The 16,770-nt window shown below is 71.7% G+C and carries 14 protein-coding genes; 12 read left to right on the top strand and 2 right to left on the bottom strand.

Annotated elements, in window-relative coordinates:
• Positions 1-272: 272 nt before the first annotated feature.
• From dapA to KIH74_RS33420, 4 genes are all read left to right on the top strand, one after another.
• Entirely contained in the window at positions 273-1,172 is a 900-nt protein-coding gene (dapA, locus tag KIH74_RS33435) for a 4-hydroxy-tetrahydrodipicolinate synthase (RefSeq protein WP_214160434.1), read from the top strand.
• A gap of 154 nt (positions 1,173-1,326) precedes the next feature.
• Positions 1,327-2,916: a ribonuclease J gene (locus KIH74_RS33430; protein WP_214160488.1), complete on the top strand. Its 1,590-nt coding sequence runs from the start codon at positions 1,327-1,329 to the stop codon at positions 2,914-2,916.
• 10 nt (positions 2,917-2,926) lie between these two features.
• Positions 2,927-3,799, top strand: coding sequence for a carbohydrate kinase family protein (locus tag KIH74_RS33425; RefSeq protein ID WP_214160433.1), 873 nt, complete (start codon positions 2,927-2,929; stop codon positions 3,797-3,799).
• 51 nt (positions 3,800-3,850) lie between these two features.
• Positions 3,851-4,813, top strand: coding sequence for a pseudouridine-5'-phosphate glycosidase (locus KIH74_RS33420; protein ID WP_214160432.1), 963 nt, complete (start codon positions 3,851-3,853; stop codon positions 4,811-4,813).
• Positions 4,814-4,892: 79 nt separating this feature from the next.
• Here the strand turns inward: KIH74_RS33420 and KIH74_RS33415 are convergent, their stop codons facing one another.
• Positions 4,893-6,353, bottom strand: a complete 1,461-nt coding sequence (locus KIH74_RS33415) for an SGNH/GDSL hydrolase family protein (RefSeq protein ID WP_214160431.1) — start codon at positions 6,351-6,353, stop codon at positions 4,893-4,895.
• Between the two features lie 203 nt (positions 6,354-6,556).
• On the opposite strand from KIH74_RS33415, the gene KIH74_RS33410 reads away from it, so the two are divergent.
• The 6 genes from KIH74_RS33410 to KIH74_RS33385 all read left to right on the top strand — a co-directional run bounded on the left by KIH74_RS33410 (position 6,557) and on the right by KIH74_RS33385 (position 13,575).
• The gene (locus KIH74_RS33410) at positions 6,557-9,277 is read left to right on the top strand and encodes an FtsK/SpoIIIE family DNA translocase (RefSeq protein ID WP_246573683.1); all 2,721 of its coding nucleotides are present in this window, start codon (positions 6,557-6,559) and stop codon (positions 9,275-9,277) included.
• Positions 9,270-9,947 carry an NYN domain-containing protein gene (locus KIH74_RS33405; protein WP_246573682.1) on the top strand — a complete coding sequence of 226 codons (678 nt, stop codon included), beginning with the start codon at positions 9,270-9,272 and terminating at the stop codon, positions 9,945-9,947. The genes KIH74_RS33410 and KIH74_RS33405 overlap by 8 nt, the downstream gene beginning before the upstream one ends.
• A 116-nt stretch (positions 9,948-10,063) precedes the next feature.
• Positions 10,064-11,581 carry a 30S ribosomal protein S12 methylthiotransferase RimO gene (gene rimO / locus KIH74_RS33400; protein ID WP_214160430.1) on the top strand — a complete coding sequence of 506 codons (1,518 nt, stop codon included), beginning with the start codon at positions 10,064-10,066 and terminating at the stop codon, positions 11,579-11,581.
• A complete protein-coding gene (pgsA, locus tag KIH74_RS33395; protein WP_214160429.1) occupies positions 11,578-12,186 on the top strand; it encodes a CDP-diacylglycerol--glycerol-3-phosphate 3-phosphatidyltransferase in 609 nt (202 codons plus the stop codon). Before rimO ends, pgsA begins: the two co-directional genes overlap by 4 nt.
• 36 nt (positions 12,187-12,222) lie before the next feature.
• Positions 12,223-12,867, top strand: coding sequence for a CinA family protein (locus KIH74_RS33390; protein WP_214160428.1), 645 nt, complete (start codon positions 12,223-12,225; stop codon positions 12,865-12,867).
• A gap of 396 nt (positions 12,868-13,263) precedes the next feature.
• Complete coding sequence (locus KIH74_RS33385; protein WP_214160427.1) at positions 13,264-13,575, top strand: helix-turn-helix domain-containing protein; 312 nt, start codon at positions 13,264-13,266, stop codon at positions 13,573-13,575.
• 103 nt (positions 13,576-13,678) lie between these two features.
• Here KIH74_RS33385 and KIH74_RS33380 read toward each other — a convergent pair whose 3' ends face one another.
• On the bottom strand, positions 13,679-14,557 hold the full coding sequence (locus tag KIH74_RS33380; RefSeq protein ID WP_214160426.1) for a DNA-formamidopyrimidine glycosylase family protein: 879 nt from the start codon (positions 14,555-14,557) through the stop codon (positions 13,679-13,681).
• 104 nt (positions 14,558-14,661) lie between these two features.
• Between KIH74_RS33380 and KIH74_RS33375 the strand changes: the two genes are divergently transcribed.
• Positions 14,662-15,462, top strand: a complete 801-nt coding sequence (locus tag KIH74_RS33375; protein WP_214160425.1) for an ArsR/SmtB family transcription factor — start codon at positions 14,662-14,664, stop codon at positions 15,460-15,462.
• Positions 15,459-16,751: an MFS transporter gene (locus tag KIH74_RS33370; RefSeq protein ID WP_214160424.1), complete on the top strand. Its 1,293-nt coding sequence runs from the start codon at positions 15,459-15,461 to the stop codon at positions 16,749-16,751. Before KIH74_RS33375 ends, KIH74_RS33370 begins: the two co-directional genes overlap by 4 nt.
• Positions 16,752-16,770 lie beyond the last annotated feature (19 nt).

Raw genomic sequence — 16,770 nt, 5'->3', positions numbered from 1 at the left:
GGCACCGGTGGTGCCCGGCGGCCGGATGGTGGATTTACGGCCCCTCCGGGCCGGGCCCGGCGTATCCTCCGGCGGTGGCGCGGGATGCACAGGAGCACTTCCGGCGTCCCTGAACGAAACGGGGACAATGGCCGGACCGACCGATCGGGCCCCGTGGGCCGAGGTTCGCCGTGCTGTGAAGGAAGTGACGAATGGGGCATCCGGCCGCACTGCCGGGGCCCGCCGTCCGGCCGTCACCGAAGGGGCTCCAGGGCCCGGTAACGTTTGCCGACATGCCCGTGGAGCCTGTCACCCGTTCTTTCGGTTCTGTCGGCGTGGCCATGGTCACGCCCTTCACCGCCACCGGGGAACTGGACCTCGACACCGCCCAGAAGCTGGCGGCGTACCTGGTCGACGGCGGGGCCGACGCACTCGTGGTGTCCGGCACGACCGGCGAGTCGCCGACCACGAGCGACGTCGAGAAGGACCAGCTGCTGCGGGCCGTGATCGAGGCGGCCGGCGGCCGCGCGGTGATCATCGCCGGCATCGGCACCAACGACACGGCGCACACCGTCGAGCTGAGCCGCCAGGCCGCCAGGGCGGGCGCGCACGGCCTGCTCGCCGTCACCCCGTACTATTCGAAGCCGTCGCAGGCCGGGCTGGTCGCGCACTTCACGGCCGTGGCCGACGCCACCGACCTGCCGGTGATGCTGTACGACATCCCGGGCCGCTCGGCGATCCCGATCCAGAGCGAGACCCTGCTCGAGCTGGCCATGCACCCCAACATCGTCGCGGTGAAAGACGCCAAGGACGACCTGTTCGCGGGGGCCTGGCTGCTGGAGCAGACCGGTCTGGAGATCTACTCCGGCACCGATCAGCTCAACCTGCCCTGGCTCAGCATCGGCGCCTCCGGCATGATCAGTGTCGTCGGCCATGTCGCTGCCGGGCAGTACCGGCGCATGGTCGAGGCCGTCGACGCAGGTGACCTGGTCACCGCGCGGCGGATCAACTCCGAGGTACTGCCCGCGGTCCGAGGCATCATGACCCGCGCACAAGGTGCGGTGATGGCCAAGGCCGCCCTGGAACTCATGGGTGTACTGCCCACAAGAACAGTACGACTGCCGCAGATGGCGGCAACGAACGAGGAGGTAGCGCTGCTGCGCAGCGACCTCGAGGAGGCAAAACTTCTTTGAACCTGGCAATTGCGACCGACGCGCCCCGCACGGCGTGCGCCGGTGAGGTGACCGCGTGACCAAGACCCTGAGCGAGCTCGGCCCGCCCAAACCCATCAAGGACGGCGCACTGCGCGTCGTCCCGCTCGGTGGGCTGGGTGAGGTCGGCCGGAACATGGCTGTGCTGGAGCACAAGGGCAAGCTCCTGATCATCGACTGCGGGGTGCTGTTCCCGGAGGACCACCAGCCTGGCGTCGACCTGATCCTGCCCGACTTCTCCTACATCGCCGACCGGCTCGACGACGTGGTGGCGGTCGTGCTCACGCACGGCCACGAAGACCACATCGGTGCGGTGCCGTACCTGCTGCGCCTGAAGGACGACCTGCCCCTGGTCGGCTCCCAGCTCACCCTCGCCCTGGTCGAGGCCAAGCTGAAGGAGCACCGGATCACCCCGATCACGCTCGCCGTGAAGGAGGGGCAGAAGGAGCAGTTCGGCCCGTTCGACTGCGAGTTCGTGGCGGTCAACCACTCCATCCCGGACGCCCTGGCGGTCGCCGTGACCACCGGTGCGGGCACCGTGCTGCACACCGGTGACTTCAAGATGGACCAGCTGCCGCTGGACGGCCGGATCACCGACCTGCGGGCCTTCGCCCGGCTGGGCGAGGCCGGCGTGGACCTGTTCATGCCGGACTCGACCAACGCCGAGGTGCCGGGCTTCACGGTGTCCGAGCGTGACATCACCCCGGTGCTGAACTCGGTGTTCGGCGCGGCCGAGCGCCGCATCATCGTGGCCTCGTTCGCCTCGCACGTGCACCGGGTGCAGCAGGTGCTCGACGCCGCCCACGCTCACAACCGCCGGGTGGCCCTGGTCGGCCGCTCGATGGTGCGCAACATGGGCATCGCCCGTGACCTGGGCTACCTGACCGTGCCGCCGGGTGTGCTGATCGACATCAAGGCCGTCGACGACCTGCCCGACGAGCGCGTCGTGCTGATGTGCACCGGTTCCCAGGGCGAGCCGATGGCCGCCCTGTCCCGGATGGCCAACCGCGACCATCGGGTGCAGGTGGGTGCGGGAGACACGGTGGTGCTCGCGTCGTCCCTGATTCCCGGCAACGAGAACTCGGTGTACCGGGTGATCAACGGGCTCACCCGCCTCGGCGCCAAGGTCGTGCACCAGGGCAACGCCCGGGTGCACGTGTCCGGCCACGCCAGCGCCGGTGAGCTGCTGTACTGCTACAACATCATCAAGCCGAAGAACGTCATGCCGGTGCACGGCGAGACCCGGCACCTGGTGGCGAACGCCGAGCTGGCGATCAAGACCGGGGTGCCGCGTGATCGGGTGCTGGTGGCGGAGGACGGCGTGGTCGTCGACCTGATCGACGGCAAGGCCACCATCGCCGGCAAGGTGGAGTGCGGCCTGGTCTACGTCGACGGCTCCACGGTCGGCGAGATCACCGAGGCGGACCTGAAAGACCGTCGCATCCTCGGTGAGGAGGGCTTCATCTCGATCATCGTGGTGGTCGACTCGGCCAGCGGCAAGGTGCTGGCCGGCCCGGAGATCCACGCCCGTGGTTTCGCCGAGACCGACGCGGTGTTCGACAAGGTGCGCCCGCGCATCATCGACGCTCTCCGCGACGCGGCCAGCAACGGCACGAACAACGACACGCACCAGTTGCAGCAGATCGTGCGGCGGGTCGTCGGCCGGTGGGTGAACGAGTCCTACCGTCGTCGTCCGATGATCATCCCGTTGGTCATCGAGGCCTGACATCACACAGGTGCTGTGCGCCGGCGGCGCGGTGGTGGATCTCAAGATCCGCTTCACCGCGCCGGCCGTCGCCGGCACCTCTAACCCGGGCACCGGCTCGGCGTCGCTCGGCGGGGTGGCCCGCAACGTCGCCGAGAACCTCGCGGCGCTGGGGGTGCCCGTCTCGCTGTTGTCGGCGGTCGGGGACGACGCCCCGGGCCAGGCCCTGATCCTCGCCGCGCAGCGGTGCGGCATCGCGACCGATCACGTCGCCGTGCTGCCGGGTGAGGTCACCGCGCAGTACGTGGCCCTGCTCGAACCGGACGGCGGACTGAGTGTGGGCGCCGCCGCGATGGCCGTGCTCGACCGCATCACCACCGGCCATCTCCAGGCCGCCTGGCCGGGTCAGGGCTGGGTGTTCTGCGACGGCAACCTGAGCCCGCCGGTGCTCGCCCTGGCCCTCGATCAGGGACGACGAGAAGCCCGGCCGGTCGCGTTCGACGCCGTCTCGACCCACAAGGTGCTCCGGCTGCCGCGAGACCTCTCCGGCCTGAGCCTGCTGAGCTGTAATCGCGCCGAGGCCCGCGCCTGGCTCGGCCGTCACGGGCTGCCCACCGACGGCGACGACAAGACCCTGGCCACCGCCCTGCGTGCCGCGGGAGCCGGGGCGGTCCTGCTCACCCGGGGCCCGGCCGGCCTGGTGGTCGCGAGTGAGGGCGTGCTGGCCGAGGTGCCCGCCGTCCCTGCTTCACCGATCGACGTGACCGGCGCCGGGGACGCCCTGATGGCCGGCACCCTGGCGGCGCTGATCGGCGGTGCCGACCTGGTGACCGCGGCCCGCGCCGGAGCGGAACGGGCGGCCCGGACGGTGGAGAGCGAACTGAGCGTGCTGCCCGCCTCCTGAGAAACGCCCGAACGGCCTCGAAAAGGGCGTTCCCGCGGCATAAAATGCGGGATGCCCGCATCCGGCGTGATCACCGGCCACGGTCCATTGCTCCAGGTCAGCGCGGAGGTGGCCGGCGCGCTCGCGGACGGTCGCGCCGTGGTGGCGCTGGAGTCCACGATCATCAGCCACGGCATGCCGTACCCGCAGAACCTGGCCACGGCCCGTGAGATCGAGCAGGTGGTGCGCGACCACGGCGCCGTGCCGGCCACGATCGCCCTGGTCGGGGGCAGGCTGCGGGTGGGCCTCGACGACGCCGCGCTGGAACGGCTGGCCGCGCCGGACGAGGTGGCCAAGGCCTCACGCCGCGATCTGGCCGCGCTGGTCGCCACCGGCGCCACGGCGGGCACCACCGTCGCCGCCACCATGTACATCGCCGCGCGGGCCGGTATCGGCGTCTTCGCCACCGGGGGCATCGGGGGAGTGCACCGGGGTGCCTCGACCACGTTCGACGTCTCCGCCGACCTGGTCGAGCTGGGCCTCACCCCGGTGACCGTGGTCTGCGCGGGGGCCAAGTCGATCCTCGATCTGCCCGCCACCCTGGAGGTGCTGGAGACCAACGGGGTGCCCGTGGTCGGCGTCGGCACCGACGAGTTCCCGGCCTTCTTCTCGCGCACCAGCGGCCTGCCGGTCGCGCACCGGGTGAACACGGCCGCGGAACTGGCCGCTCTGATCGCCACGCAGCGCGCGCTGGGGCTGGGCGGTGTGCTGGTGGCCAACCCGATCCCGGAGGCCGACGCCCTGGCCCCGGCGGAGATCGACGGCATCATCGAGCAGGCCCTGCACGACGCCGATGAGCAGGGCGTGAAGGGCAAGCACGTCACCCCGTTCCTGCTGGCCCGCGTGAACGAGCTCACCGGCGGCCGCAGCCTGGCCGCCAACGTGGCGCTGATCCGCAACAACGCGGCGTTCGCGGCCGACTTGGCGGTGGCGGTGAGTGCCGGGGACCGGGCCGGCGGCGCCACCCGGACCTGAGGCCCGGTTCGCCACGGCCGCGGCAGTCACCACGGCGGCGGCAGTCACCACGGCCGCGGCCGTCACCGCGGTTTCGGCCTCAGCCGCAGCCCAGGTCGGCGGCCTGGGTGAGGGCACGGGCGTAGGCGGTGATGCCGGCCGGGGCCAGGTGGATCGTGTCCGGACCGAACCAGGGCGCGGCCGAACCGTAACCGTGCTGGTCGGCCTGGGCACCCCAGTCGTACAGGGCCAGGTGGGGATCGGTGCGGGCCCGGCGGCGCAGCAGGTCGTTGATCTTCGTGGCGGCCAGGCCGAAGCGCCCGGGGGCGGTGCCCGAGTAGGTCTTGTTCAGGCCCGCCACGGTGACCAGCACGGTGCAGTGCTCCTGCCGGCCGAGTTCGTCCAGGGTGCGGCCCAGTGCTTTCAGGGTGCCGGTGAGCCGCGTGGCGAACTGGGCATTGTCGGGGGCGAGGGCTGACCAGCCGGCGTCGTTGGTGCCCAGGGCGGCCACCACGGTGCCGGCCTGCCGCAGTCCCCGCAGTTCGTCGGTGAGGGTGGCGTCGGCGATCTCCAGCGGGCCGAGCCCGGCCGGATCCACCACCACCCAGCGGCGTCCGCCCTGCGCCTCGACCTGGGCCCGGTACCCCTCGGCGCGCAGGGCGGCGGGCAGCGGGCCGATCAGTGACGCGCCCGGGGCCCCCGAGGCGACGGCCTCCGGCACCCGGCCCGGCATGACGGCCTCCGGCACCCGGCCCGGCATCAGGCCCGTCGTGAGCAGGCGCCACGCCCCCGGGGCACCCATCATCCCGGCCCCGGAACCACCGCCAGCCCCTGTCCCGGAGGCACCGCCCCCGGAAACCCGGCTGTCGGAGGCTCCGTCCACCGAACCCGCGGCACCGTAGGGCACCGTCATCGCCGAGGCACCCGGCACCGGGGAGACGGTCGCCCCCGAGCTCCCCGAGCTCCCGAGAGCGCCACCTCTGGCCGGCACCACCTGGGCCAGCAGGCTGTCGCCGACCATCGCGACCGACCCGGGCCCGGCGTCCCCGGGCCCGAACGCGGCGGTGTACACGGTGCAGGAACCGTCCGGGGTGACCAGACGCGGCGACAGAGCGACCGCCACGGTCAGCCCGCCCAGCCCGGACAACGGCGCGGTCACCTGATGGGCCACGGCCAGGTCGGTGCCCGCCATCTCGGCCGGGGCCTGGTCCCAGCGCAGCTGCCAGGAGCGCGCGGCCTGGTCCTCCCAGCCCCCGGCCGGCAGCGCGCGCGCCGCCAGCCCGGTCACCCGCAGCCCGAGCCCGGGCGCCACCGCCCAGGACACCCGCCACTGCCGCTTCCCGGCCGGGTCGGTGCAGGCGGAGGATCCGGCCTGACCCGCCCGGGCCGGCCAGGACGGGTCCGGGCCCGGACGCCAGTGGTGCACCCCGAGCAGTGTGCCGACCGCGGCCAGCACCACCACGACCACCACCAGCAGGGCCGGCCGGGTGAACGGGTGGTGGGGGGAGGCCGCCGGATGCAGCCCGGACGCGGCATCGAACCACGGATCCTGGGCCGGCACGGTACGAAGCTAGGCGGCCGCCCGCCCGGGACCGGTTCTCGCACCCGGCGTGTCAGCCCGCCCCGGGCGAAGAGTGGAGTGCGGTACGGCACGAACGGCCTGATCCCGGCACCCGTCCGGACCCGCGTCCGGTGGCCGACCGGTCACCCTGGGGTCGGCGTTGCACCCGTGATCCGGCGTGGCTATCGCGTAGCCTCGCCACCATGGCGACCCGTACGTCCACATCTGGCGGCAGTTCGGCACGCTCGAACGCCTCCCGAGGTGCGTCCGGCCGCAGCCGCACCACGACCGGCCGCACCACCAAGGCCCCGGCCAAGGGCCGCACCACCAAGGCACCGCCGAAGGGCCGCACCACCAAGGCCACCACGAAGGCGCCCGCCCGGCGCACCACGCGCTCCCGCCCGGCCCTGCCGCTGCGGATGGTGCGGGGTGTCTACATGGGCTTCGCGCACCTGGTCGGTGGCGGTGCGCGGGCGGTCGGTGCACAGGCCCGCGAGCTGGACGCCGATCACCGCCGCGACGGCGTCGGGCTGCTGCTGATCGCCGTCGCGATCGTGGTGGCCGCCCGCGAGTGGTGGGGGCTGCCCGGCAACGTCGGTGTCGCGGTGCACGCGATCGTGGCCGGCACCGTGGGCAAGGTGGGGCTGGCCCTGCCGTTGCTGCTGCTGGTCGCCGGCTGGCTGGTGATGCGCCGGCCGGAGGAGATCGACTCGGTCAACCGGATGGCCATCGGCACCACCGCCATCACGATCTCCGCCTGCGGCCTGACCCACCTGGCCAACGGCATCCCGGGCCCGTCCGAGGGCGCGAGCGACATGCGCGGCGCCGGCGGCATGATCGGCTACCTCACCTCGGCCCCGCTGAACGCCGGCGTGAGCGCCTGGGCGGCCGTGCCGATCCTGCTGCTGCTCGCCTTCTTCGGCATCCTCGTGGTCACTGCCACCCCGGTCTACGCCATCCCCGAGCGCCTGCGCTACGTGCACGACGTGCTCACCGGCATGGGCACCGAGGACGACCTGCGGTCCTCCTACCGCAGTGCCGGCCGCGGCGCCTCCATGCACGGTGACGAGGCGTACGCGCAGGCCCTGCTCACGCCGGACGAGGAAGACACCGCCCCGGTCCCGACCCAGCCCCGCCGCAAGACGCCGAAGGTGTTCGACGTGGACGCCGCGGCCCAGGCCGACGAGGTCCACGACACCGGCGAGGTCAGCCTCCAGGAACTGCTCGACGCCGGTCGCGGCACGGGCTCCCCGTCGTCCAGAAGCAAGAAGGCACCCGCACCGCCCCCGCCCCCGCCGGTGGCCCACACCCAGCCGGTGCCGGTGCCCTCCAAGCCGCCCGAGGCCCCGGAGACCACCCAGCTGCCCGAGCGGGTCGAGCAGCTGCTGCTGGCCGGCGACGTCGCCTACCACCTGCCGCCGTCCGACATGCTCACCGCCGGCCCGCCGCCGAAGGAACGCAGCGCCGCCAACGACAAGGTGGTCGAGTCGCTCACCCGGGTGTTCGACGACTTCGGCATCGACGCCCAGGTGACCGGCTTCAGCCGCGGCCCGACCGTGACCCGCTACGAGGTCGAGGTGGGCCAGGCGGTCAAGGTGGAGAAGGTCACCGCCCTCAGCAAGAACATCGCCTACGCGGTGGCCAGCGCCGACGTCCGCATCCTGTCGCCGATCCCGGGCAAGTCGGCGATCGGCATCGAGATCCCGAACACCGACCGCGAGACGGTGGCGCTCGGCGACGTGCTGCGCAGCCAGACCGCCCGGCGCTCGGAGCACCCGATGGTGATGGGTGTGGGCAAGGACGTCGAGGGCGGCTACGTCATCGCGAACCTGGCCAAGATGCCGCACCTGCTGGTGGCCGGTGCCACCGGTGCCGGTAAGTCGTCGTTCGTGAACTCGATGATCACCTCTCTGCTGATGCGCTCGACACCGGACGAGGTCCGGATGGTGCTGGTCGACCCCAAGCGCGTGGAGCTCACCGCCTACGAGGGCATCCCGCACCTGATCACGCCGATCATCACCAATCCGAAGAAGGCCGCCGAGGCCCTCCAGTGGGTGGTGAAGGAGATGGACACCCGTTACGACGACCTGTCGGCGTTCGGGTTCAAGCACATCGACGACTTCAACAAGGCCATCCGCAACAACAGCGTGGTGCTGCCCCCGGGCAGCGACCGGCAGCTGCGGCCCTACCCCTACCTGCTGGTGGTGGTGGATGAGCTGGCCGATCTGATGATGGTTGCTCCGCGTGACGTCGAAGACGCCATCGTGCGCATCACCCAGCTCGCCCGGGCCGCCGGCATCCACCTGGTGCTGGCCACGCAGCGTCCCTCGGTCGACGTGGTCACCGGTCTGATCAAGGCCAACGTCCCGTCCCGGATGGCCTTCGCGACCAGCTCCGTCACCGACTCCCGGGTGGTGCTCGACCAGCCCGGCGCGGAGAAACTGATCGGTCAGGGTGACGGTCTGTTCCTGCCGATGGGTGCCTCGAAACCCATGCGCGTGCAGGGTGCCTGGGTGACCGAGAGTGAGATCGAGCAGGTCGTCCAACACGTCAAGGAGCAGTTGCAGCCGGTTTACCGGGATGATGTCGCCGCCCCGGTCGTTCGCAAGGAGATCGACGAGGACATCGGCGACGATCTCGAGTTGCTCCTGGCCGCTGCCGAACTCATCGTCACCTCACAGTTCGGGTCGACCTCGATGCTCCAGCGAAAGCTGCGCGTCGGGTTCGCCAAGGCGGGTCGCCTGATGGACCTGCTTGAATCCCGGGGCGTGGTGGGACCGAGCGAGGGCAGCAAGGCGCGTGACGTCATGGTGAAACCAGACGATCTTCCTGCCACGCTGGCCCTGATTCGGGGGGAGACCCCGCCGGATGACGACGCCGGACGGGTAGAAGATCTATGGGAACCAGGTATGGACGATGATTGACGACATGGGCGACGACGCCCCACTTTCGGTAGAAGACCTGATCACCGACACCGCCGCCACCGGCCGGTCGGAGCTGGACCTGCTGGTCTGGGACGCACCGAACATCGACATGACGCTGTCGAACGTGATCGGTGGCCGGCCGTCCGCGCAGTCGCGGCCCCGGTTCGACGCCGTGGCCAAGTGGCTGCTCGCGCAGGCGGGCGACCGGGACGTCGAGGGCGCGGTGTTCGCCAACGTGCCGCCAGGAGGTGCGGCCACCATGCGGGGCTGGGTGGAGGCCATCCGGTCGTTCGGTTACGCGGTGTTCGCCCGGCCCAAGCTGGGCCCGCTCGACGACGTGGACGCCGACATGCTGGCCCACATCGCGGAGCGGCACCGCACGCGGCGTCTGCGCCGCCTGGTGGTGGCCAGCGGCGACGGGCGCAACTTCAACGAGCCGCTCGAAGAGCTGGCGCGCGAGGGCGTCGACGTCACCGTGCTCTCGTTCGTCGAGGTCGCGGGCTACGCCCAGGAGTCGGACGTGATCCGGTTCGTCGACCTGGAAGACGTCCCGGGGGCGTTCACCACCCCGCTGCCGCGCGTGCGTCTCGACAACCTGCCCGAGGGCGGCGCCTGGCTCCAGCCCACCCGCCCGATGCGGGCGCTGCTCAGCGCGAACGAGAACAGCTGAAATCATGGACGACGAGGGGCCCGGACCGGGCTCCTCGTCGTCCGTCTGTGCGCTCATTCGACGCACACCGGACCGGGGCGGGATCGGGAACCAGAAACGGCCAGTAGTCTGTGGCCGTGGTTGCCCCTGGTTCCGTTACCCGCTCCGTCGCTCTGGTCACTCTGGGATGCGCCCGGAACGAGGTCGATTCGGAGGAATTGGCCGGTCGTCTGGCCGCCGCCGGGTGGCAGCTCGTCGACGACGCCGAGAATGCCGATGTCGCGGTGGTCAACACCTGCGGCTTCGTCGAGCAGGCCAAGAAAGACTCCATCGACGTGCTGATGGAGGCGGCCGAGCTGAAAGACGACGGGTCCGCCCGCACCAAGGCCGTGGTCGCGGTCGGCTGCATGGCCGAGCGCTACGGCGAGCAGCTGGCCGACTCGCTGCCCGAGGCCGACGCGGTGCTCGGGTTCGACTCCTACGCCGACCTCTCCACGCACCTCGACGCGATCCTGCACGGTGAGAAGCCCAAGTCGCACGTGCCGGTGGACCGGCGCACGCTGCTGCCGCTGACTCCTGCCGCGCGCTCGTCGGCCGCCGGTGTCGCGGTGCCCGGCCACGGTGCCTCGCCCGACCCGGTGATCATCGGCGACCTGCCCGACGGCGTGGCCCCGGTCAGCGGCCCGCGAGTGATGCGGGCCCGGCTCGACGGGCGCCCCTGGGCCCCGCTGAAACTGGCCTCCGGCTGCGACCGCCGCTGCGCGTTCTGCGCCATCCCCGCCTTCCGCGGCGCGTTCCTGTCCCGCCGCCCGGCCGAGGTGCTCACCGAGGCCCGCTGGCTGGGCGAGCGCGGCGTCAAGGAGCTGTTCCTGGTCAGCGAGAACTCCACCTCGTACGGCAAGGACCTGGGCGACCTGCGCCTGCTGGAGACGATGCTGCCCGACCTGGCGGCCGTCGACGGCGTCGACCGGGTGCGGGTGTCCTACCTCCAGCCGGCCGAGCTGCGGCCCGGCCTGATCGACGCGATCGTCGGCACCGAGGGTGTGGCGCCCTACTTCGACCTGTCCTTCCAGCACTCGTCCAACGCGGTGCTGCGGCGCATGCGGCGCTTCGGCAGCACCGGTGACTTCCTCACGCTGCTCCAGGGCATCCGCGAGCGCAGTCCGCAGGCCGGCATCCGGTCCAACGTCATCGTCGGGTTCCCCGGCGAGACCGAGGCGGACGTCGAGGAGCTGGCCGGTTTCCTGGTGGAGGCCCGGCTCGACGTGGTCGGCGTGTTCGGCTACTCGGACGAGGACGGCACCGAGGCGGCCACGCTCGACGGCAAGCTGCCCGACGACGAGATCGCCGCCCGCCTCGCCCACATCACCGGCCTGGTCGAGGAACTCACCGCGCAGCGCGCCGAGGAGCGGGTCGGCGAGCACGTGCGGGTGCTGGTCGAGGGCACGGACGACGACGACCCGGACACCGTGGTCGGCCGCGCCGCCCACCAGGGCCCGGAGGTGGACGGGCAGATCCTCCTGCCGGGTGTGCAGGCCTCACCGGGCGACTGGATCGAGGCGGTCGTCACCGAGTCGCTGGGCGTCGACCTGATCGCCTCCCCCCTCCAGCGGGCGGGCTCGGCCGCCCCCGTCGCGGTGCACTCAGCCGGGTGAACGCCTCGACCACGCCGCCCAGCAAGCCCAGCAACTGGAACATCGCCAACGCCCTGACGGCGCTGCGGATCGCCCTGGTGCCGCTGTTCGTCTTCCTGATGCTGCACGACGACGGGCACGTCACCAGCTGGCGCATCGCCGCCACGGTGGCCTTCCTGGCGGCGATCATCACCGACCGCATCGACGGTGACCTGGCCCGCAGCCGGGGCCTGGTCACCGACCTGGGCAAGATCGCCGACCCGATCGCCGACAAGGCCCTGATCGGGGCGGCGCTGATCTCGCTGTCGATCGTCGGGGCGCTGTGGTGGTGGGTGACCGTGGTCGTGCTCGTCCGCGAGCTCGGCATCACGGTGATGCGGTTCTTCATGATCAGGTACGGCGTGATGGCGGCCAGCCGCGGCGGCAAGGCGAAGACCGTGGTGCAGTCGATGGCGATCTCGCTGATGGTGGCGCCCCTGCCCGGGGTGGTGGAGCCGCTGGCCTTCGTCTGCATGGGTGTCGCCGTGGCCCTGACCCTGGTCACCGGTCTGGACTACGTGTTCCAGGCCGTGCGGCTGCGGCGCACGGTGCGCCGCGAGCGACACAGCGGCGCACCGGCCTCCTGAGCGGGCGCCGCCGGGCGCCGGTGGCAGTCTGTGTTCATGACGCAGACCGAGGATGTCCCGCGGCCGGATCCGCAGCCGGGTGAGGCGGACGAGACCGAGCTCGCGGCGTCGCCCCATCACGCCGACATCGCCGGCGAGACAGCTGCGGATGTCGATCAGAGTGCGGCCCAGATCGTTTCTGCCCTGAGCGAACAAGGGCGCACCGTGGCGGTCGCCGAATCGCTCACCGGCGGCATGGTCTCGGCCTCGCTGGTGGCGATCGCGGGTGCGTCGGCAGTGCTGCGTGGCGCCGTCGTGGCGTATGCCACAGAGGTGAAACGTGACGTGCTGGGCGTGGATCCGGACCTGCTGACGGCCCGGGGACCGGTCGATCCGGACGTCGCCGCGCAGATGGCGCTGGGGGTGAGGCGTCTGCTCAAGGCCGATTTCGGGCTCGCCACGACCGGTGTCGCCGGGCCCGGCCCGGCCGACGGTGCCCCCGCCGGGCGGGTCTTCGTGGCTGTCGCCGGGCCGCGCGACGTGTGTCGTGAACCGGCGACTGATCAGCAGTTTTACCGGCCTGTAGGTAACGGCGAGGTCACGGCGCTGGTGGTTCGGCTGGACCTGCCCGGCGACCGGGCCGCGGTGCGGCTGGGAAGCGCCGCCCGGCTGCTCGAACTGCTGATCGACGTGGCCTGCTGACTGCTTCACACCGGCCGCCGAACGTCAAGGGCCGATCAAAGGTGAGTCAGGTCGCCTCAACCCTGGAACACGTGCGCCACGACCACCGTTGAGCACAACATGTCGCCAGCTGCCAACCGGTCCGAACGTGCTGTCCCGGCACACGCAGTTCGGACTCCTACGCGACCGTTGTCGGTGCCGCGGGGTACGGTAAAACCACCACGACGCGCATCGGCCGGTCCTCAACCACCGCGCCCGCTGAACGACCGGGGTACAGAACAGTCCGTCAAGTCGAACGGACGCCGGACTGTCGGCCACACGGTCGTAACGGTTCGGGGGCAAGATGGTGCCAACACCGTCGAGTCCCGCCTTCCGGGCGGGGCGCCGAGGGTAGGACCACAGAAAGGAGGGCGCGCCATGGTGCTTCTACGACAGGAGATCGGCGACGTGCTCCGCGATGCCAGGCGCCAGCAGGGCCGCACCCTGCGTGAGGTGTCCTCGGTGGCCCGTGTCTCCCTCGGCTACCTGAGCGAGGTCGAGCGCGGTCAGAAGGAGGCGTCGTCCGAGCTATTGGCATCGATCTGCGGGGCTCTCGACGTCCCGCTGTCCTCGGTGCTGCACGAGGTGAGCGAACGGGTCGCCGCGGCCGAGAACATCGTGCCCGCAGCCGTCCGTGTGCCTGACACCGTGCCCGACGGGCTGGCCGGCGAGCTGGCCGGGGCCGCATAAGCCCGGATCTCCACACCGCACACCTGCCCCGGGATCGTCTGTGCCCGGGGCGGTGTCGTTTTGCCGCCCGATCGGTCGCGGTGTCGGCCACCTCCGCCCGCGCTCAGCGCCGGTAGGGCGACCGCGTCCGCCGTCCCGCCGGAGCGGGGGTCGCGCCCAGGGGGCGTCGCACCCGTCCGTCGTCGGTCGGCACCGTCCCCGGCTGGCAGTGCGGGCACCAGAACACCGCCCGGTCGTTCGGCGCCTCGCCCAGCTGGGCCACCCGGATCGTCGTGCCGCACCGCCGGCACGGTCGCCCGGACCGGGCGTGCACGTAGGCCTCCTGACCCTTGCGGGCGTTGCCGGTGGTTACCTGGGTGGCCCGGTCCACGTTCACCACCATCAGCCGGTGCGCCAGGCGCACCAGCTCGTCGAGCTTTCCCACGGACGACGTCGGCGTCCACGGGTTCACCCCGCGCAGGAACGCCGCCTCGCTCATGAAGAACGTCCCGATCCCGGCGATCACCCGCTGATCCAGCAGCACCAGCCCGATCTCGCGATCGCCCTGGTCGCGCACCCGCCGCACGGCGACGGCCGGGTCCCAGGCGGCCGAGAGGATGTCCATACCCAGATGTCCCACCAGCGTGTGCTCGCGGTCGGTGGCGACGAGGTCCAGCATCCCGAGGTGATGGCCGATCGTCGTCCATTCGCTGTTGGCCAGCACCGCCCGGATCTCGTGCTCGGTGCGTGGCCGGCGCCACGGCTCTCCGGTGCGGTGCACGTGCCACGACCCCTCCATCCGCAGGTGGCTGTGCAGCGTGGCGTTCTGGTCCAGCCGGATCAGCAGGTGCTTGCCGATCGCGACCACCTCGATCACCTCCAGGCCGACCAGGTTCTCGGCGGCCAGTGAGGGCCAGCGCAGATCGGCCGTGACCAGTTCCCGCCCGGCCAGCGCGGCGTGCAGGCGGCGGGCGGTCCGTAGAACGACGTCACCTTCGGGCATCCGCCCAGCATGCCCGTAGACGGGCGGTACGGCGTCCGCACCGGGCACGAGGAGTTCGACAATGAACATTGCACAAGAGTTCTTGTGCATCTACGCTCGGGCTCATGAACTGGACCGGGGACCCTGGGCGATCGAGTGACGGGCGCCGCGAGCGGGCAGCAGAGGTCGGGCGGAAGGCCGGCGAGGGCCTGGCCGCCGCCTCTGAGCTGGATGGCGACGGCGTGGATGCCCACGGCGGCCTGGATGCCGGCGACTCGGACGGCGGCGACTCGGACGGCGCGGGCCCGGCCGGGGGCGACGGCCCAGCCGGTGACCGGCTCGGCGGGCCCTACCGGGGCCTCGACACGCTGCGGCTCAGCGACCCGAAGGCCATGCGGGTCCTGGCTCACCCCCTGCGCATCACGCTGCTCGGCGAGCTCCGGGTGCGGGGGCCGCAGTCCGTGGGCATGCTCTGCGAGATCGTCGACGAGGCTCCCGGTTCGGTCAGCTACCACGTGGGCAAGCTGGCCGAGTTCGGTTTCGTCGAGGAGGCGCCCGAGCTCGCGCGCGACCGCCGCGAGCGCTGGTGGAGGGCCGTGCACGCGTACACCTCCTGGTCTCCCTCCGAAGACCTGAAAGACCCCGCCCGGCACCAGGCCTCGGGTGAACTGCGGCGCACCATCGCGCGGCGCTACGCCGAGGTGTTCGAGCAGTACCTGGCCGCCGAGCCGGCGATGGACCCGGACTGGGTGCGGGCGTCCACCACCGGCGACGCCTTCCTGCACCTGACCCTCGACCAGATGCGTGAGCTCCAGTCCGAGGTGAACGATCTGGTCGAGCGCTGGGAAGCCAGGTCCGTGGCCAACGACCGCACCGGCACCCAGACCGCGGTCCTCGTGTACCAGCTCTTCCGGAGGCCGGAATGACCCAGGTGGCAGGAACGACGGGCAGGCCTCTCCGTGCCCTCTACGCGGCGCACACGATCTCCCTGACCGGCAACATGATCACGCTGATCGCCCTGCCGCTCTACGTGCTGAAGGTGACCGGCTCGGCCTCCGCCACCGGCGCGGCGGGGGTGGTCGCGAGCCTCCCCATCGTCATCGGCGACCTGTTCGGTGGGGCCGTCGTCGACCGTCTCGGTTACCGGCGCGCGAGCATCCTCACCGACGTCTTCGGCGGTTTCTTCGTCGCCCTGGTGCCGATCCTCCACATCACGGTCGGGCTGCCGCTGTGGGTGGTGCTCGCCCTGCTCTTCACCGGGTCGCTGATCGACGCCCCGGGGCAGACGGCGCGTCGTGCCCTGCTGCCGGAAGTGGCTGCGGAGGCCGGAGTTCCGCTGGAGCGGGCCGTCGGCTGGATGGAGGCCACGGAGCGCGGTGCCCGTCTGCTGGGGGCGCCCGCCGCCGGGTTCCTCGTGGTGGCGCTGGGCTCGCTCGAGGCGCTGTTCGTCGACACCGCCACGTTCCTGGTCTCGGCGTTGCTCGTCGCCTGCCTCGTGCGGTTCCGGAACCCGATGGTGGACGCTCTCGAGGACTCGAGTGCGACGTCCACCGTGGTGGACGCCGGGTCGGGAGAGGGGCAGGGGTACTGGAAGGGGATGCGGGAGGGACTGGAGTTCGTCGTGCGTGAGCCTTTGCTGCGGGCGATCGTGCTGCTCGTCGTGGTCACGAATCTCCTCGACGCCGCGGGCAGCACCGTGCTGCTGCCGGTCTACGCCCAGCGTGAGCTCGGGGGAGCGGTCGCTCTCGGGCTGATGGTGGGGGTGATGGGTGGTGGGGCGATGATCGGGTCGCTGGTGTTCGGTGCGATCGGGCACCGGCTGCCCCGGCGTCCCACCATGGTCGTGGCGTTCACGATCTGCGGCGGCCCGGTGTATCTCCTGCTCACCGCCGGGCTGCCGCTGTGGGCGCTGGTGGTGGTGAAGGGCCTGGCCGGGCTGGCGGCGGGGGCGATCAACCCGATCCTCGGCACGGTCCAGCTGGAGCGGATCCCCGTGCGCATGCGGGCCCGGGTGTTCGGCCTGGTCAACGCCGGGTGCTGGGCCGGCATGCCGCTCGGCAGCCTGGGCGCGGGGTTCGCCGTCGATCATCTCGGGCTGCGGCCGACCCTGGTCGTCGTCGGGGTGGTCTACATCGTCATGACCCTGCAACCGTTGCGGGGCGGGGCCTGGAAGTGCATGGACCGCACGGCCGAACCGGTGCCGGTCGCCGCCTGACCTGGCTCCGGATCCGTGC

This window comes from Kineosporia corallincola (assembly GCF_018499875.1).
Classification (GTDB): Bacteria; Actinomycetota; Actinomycetes; order Actinomycetales; family Kineosporiaceae; genus Kineosporia; species Kineosporia corallincola.
The sequence above is the reverse complement of the archived record's forward strand: the minus strand, read 5'-3'. Positions and strand labels throughout refer to the sequence as shown.

What these genes read in the sequence shown, in the direction of transcription:
- dapA (WP_214160434.1), top strand. Translation starts at nt 273, where the DNA reads ATGCCCGTGGAGCCTGTCACCCGTTCTTTCGGTTCTGTCGGCGTGGCC.
- KIH74_RS33430 (WP_214160488.1), top strand. Translation starts at nt 1,327, where the DNA reads ATGGCTGTGCTGGAGCACAAGGGCAAGCTCCTGATCATCGACTGCGGG.
- KIH74_RS33420 (WP_214160432.1), top strand. Translation starts at nt 3,851, where the DNA reads ATGCCCGCATCCGGCGTGATCACCGGCCACGGTCCATTGCTCCAGGTC.
- KIH74_RS33410 (WP_246573683.1), top strand. Translation starts at nt 6,557, where the DNA reads ATGGCGACCCGTACGTCCACATCTGGCGGCAGTTCGGCACGCTCGAAC.
- KIH74_RS33405 (WP_246573682.1), top strand. Translation starts at nt 9,270, where the DNA reads ATGATTGACGACATGGGCGACGACGCCCCACTTTCGGTAGAAGACCTG.
- KIH74_RS33390 (WP_214160428.1), top strand. Translation starts at nt 12,223, where the DNA reads ATGACGCAGACCGAGGATGTCCCGCGGCCGGATCCGCAGCCGGGTGAG.
- KIH74_RS33385 (WP_214160427.1), top strand. Translation starts at nt 13,264, where the DNA reads ATGGTGCTTCTACGACAGGAGATCGGCGACGTGCTCCGCGATGCCAGG.
- KIH74_RS33380 (WP_214160426.1), bottom strand. Translation starts at nt 14,557, where the DNA reads ATGCCCGAAGGTGACGTCGTTCTACGGACCGCCCGCCGCCTGCACGCC.
- KIH74_RS33375 (WP_214160425.1), top strand. Translation starts at nt 14,662, where the DNA reads ATGAACTGGACCGGGGACCCTGGGCGATCGAGTGACGGGCGCCGCGAG.
- KIH74_RS33370 (WP_214160424.1), top strand. Translation starts at nt 15,459, where the DNA reads ATGACCCAGGTGGCAGGAACGACGGGCAGGCCTCTCCGTGCCCTCTAC.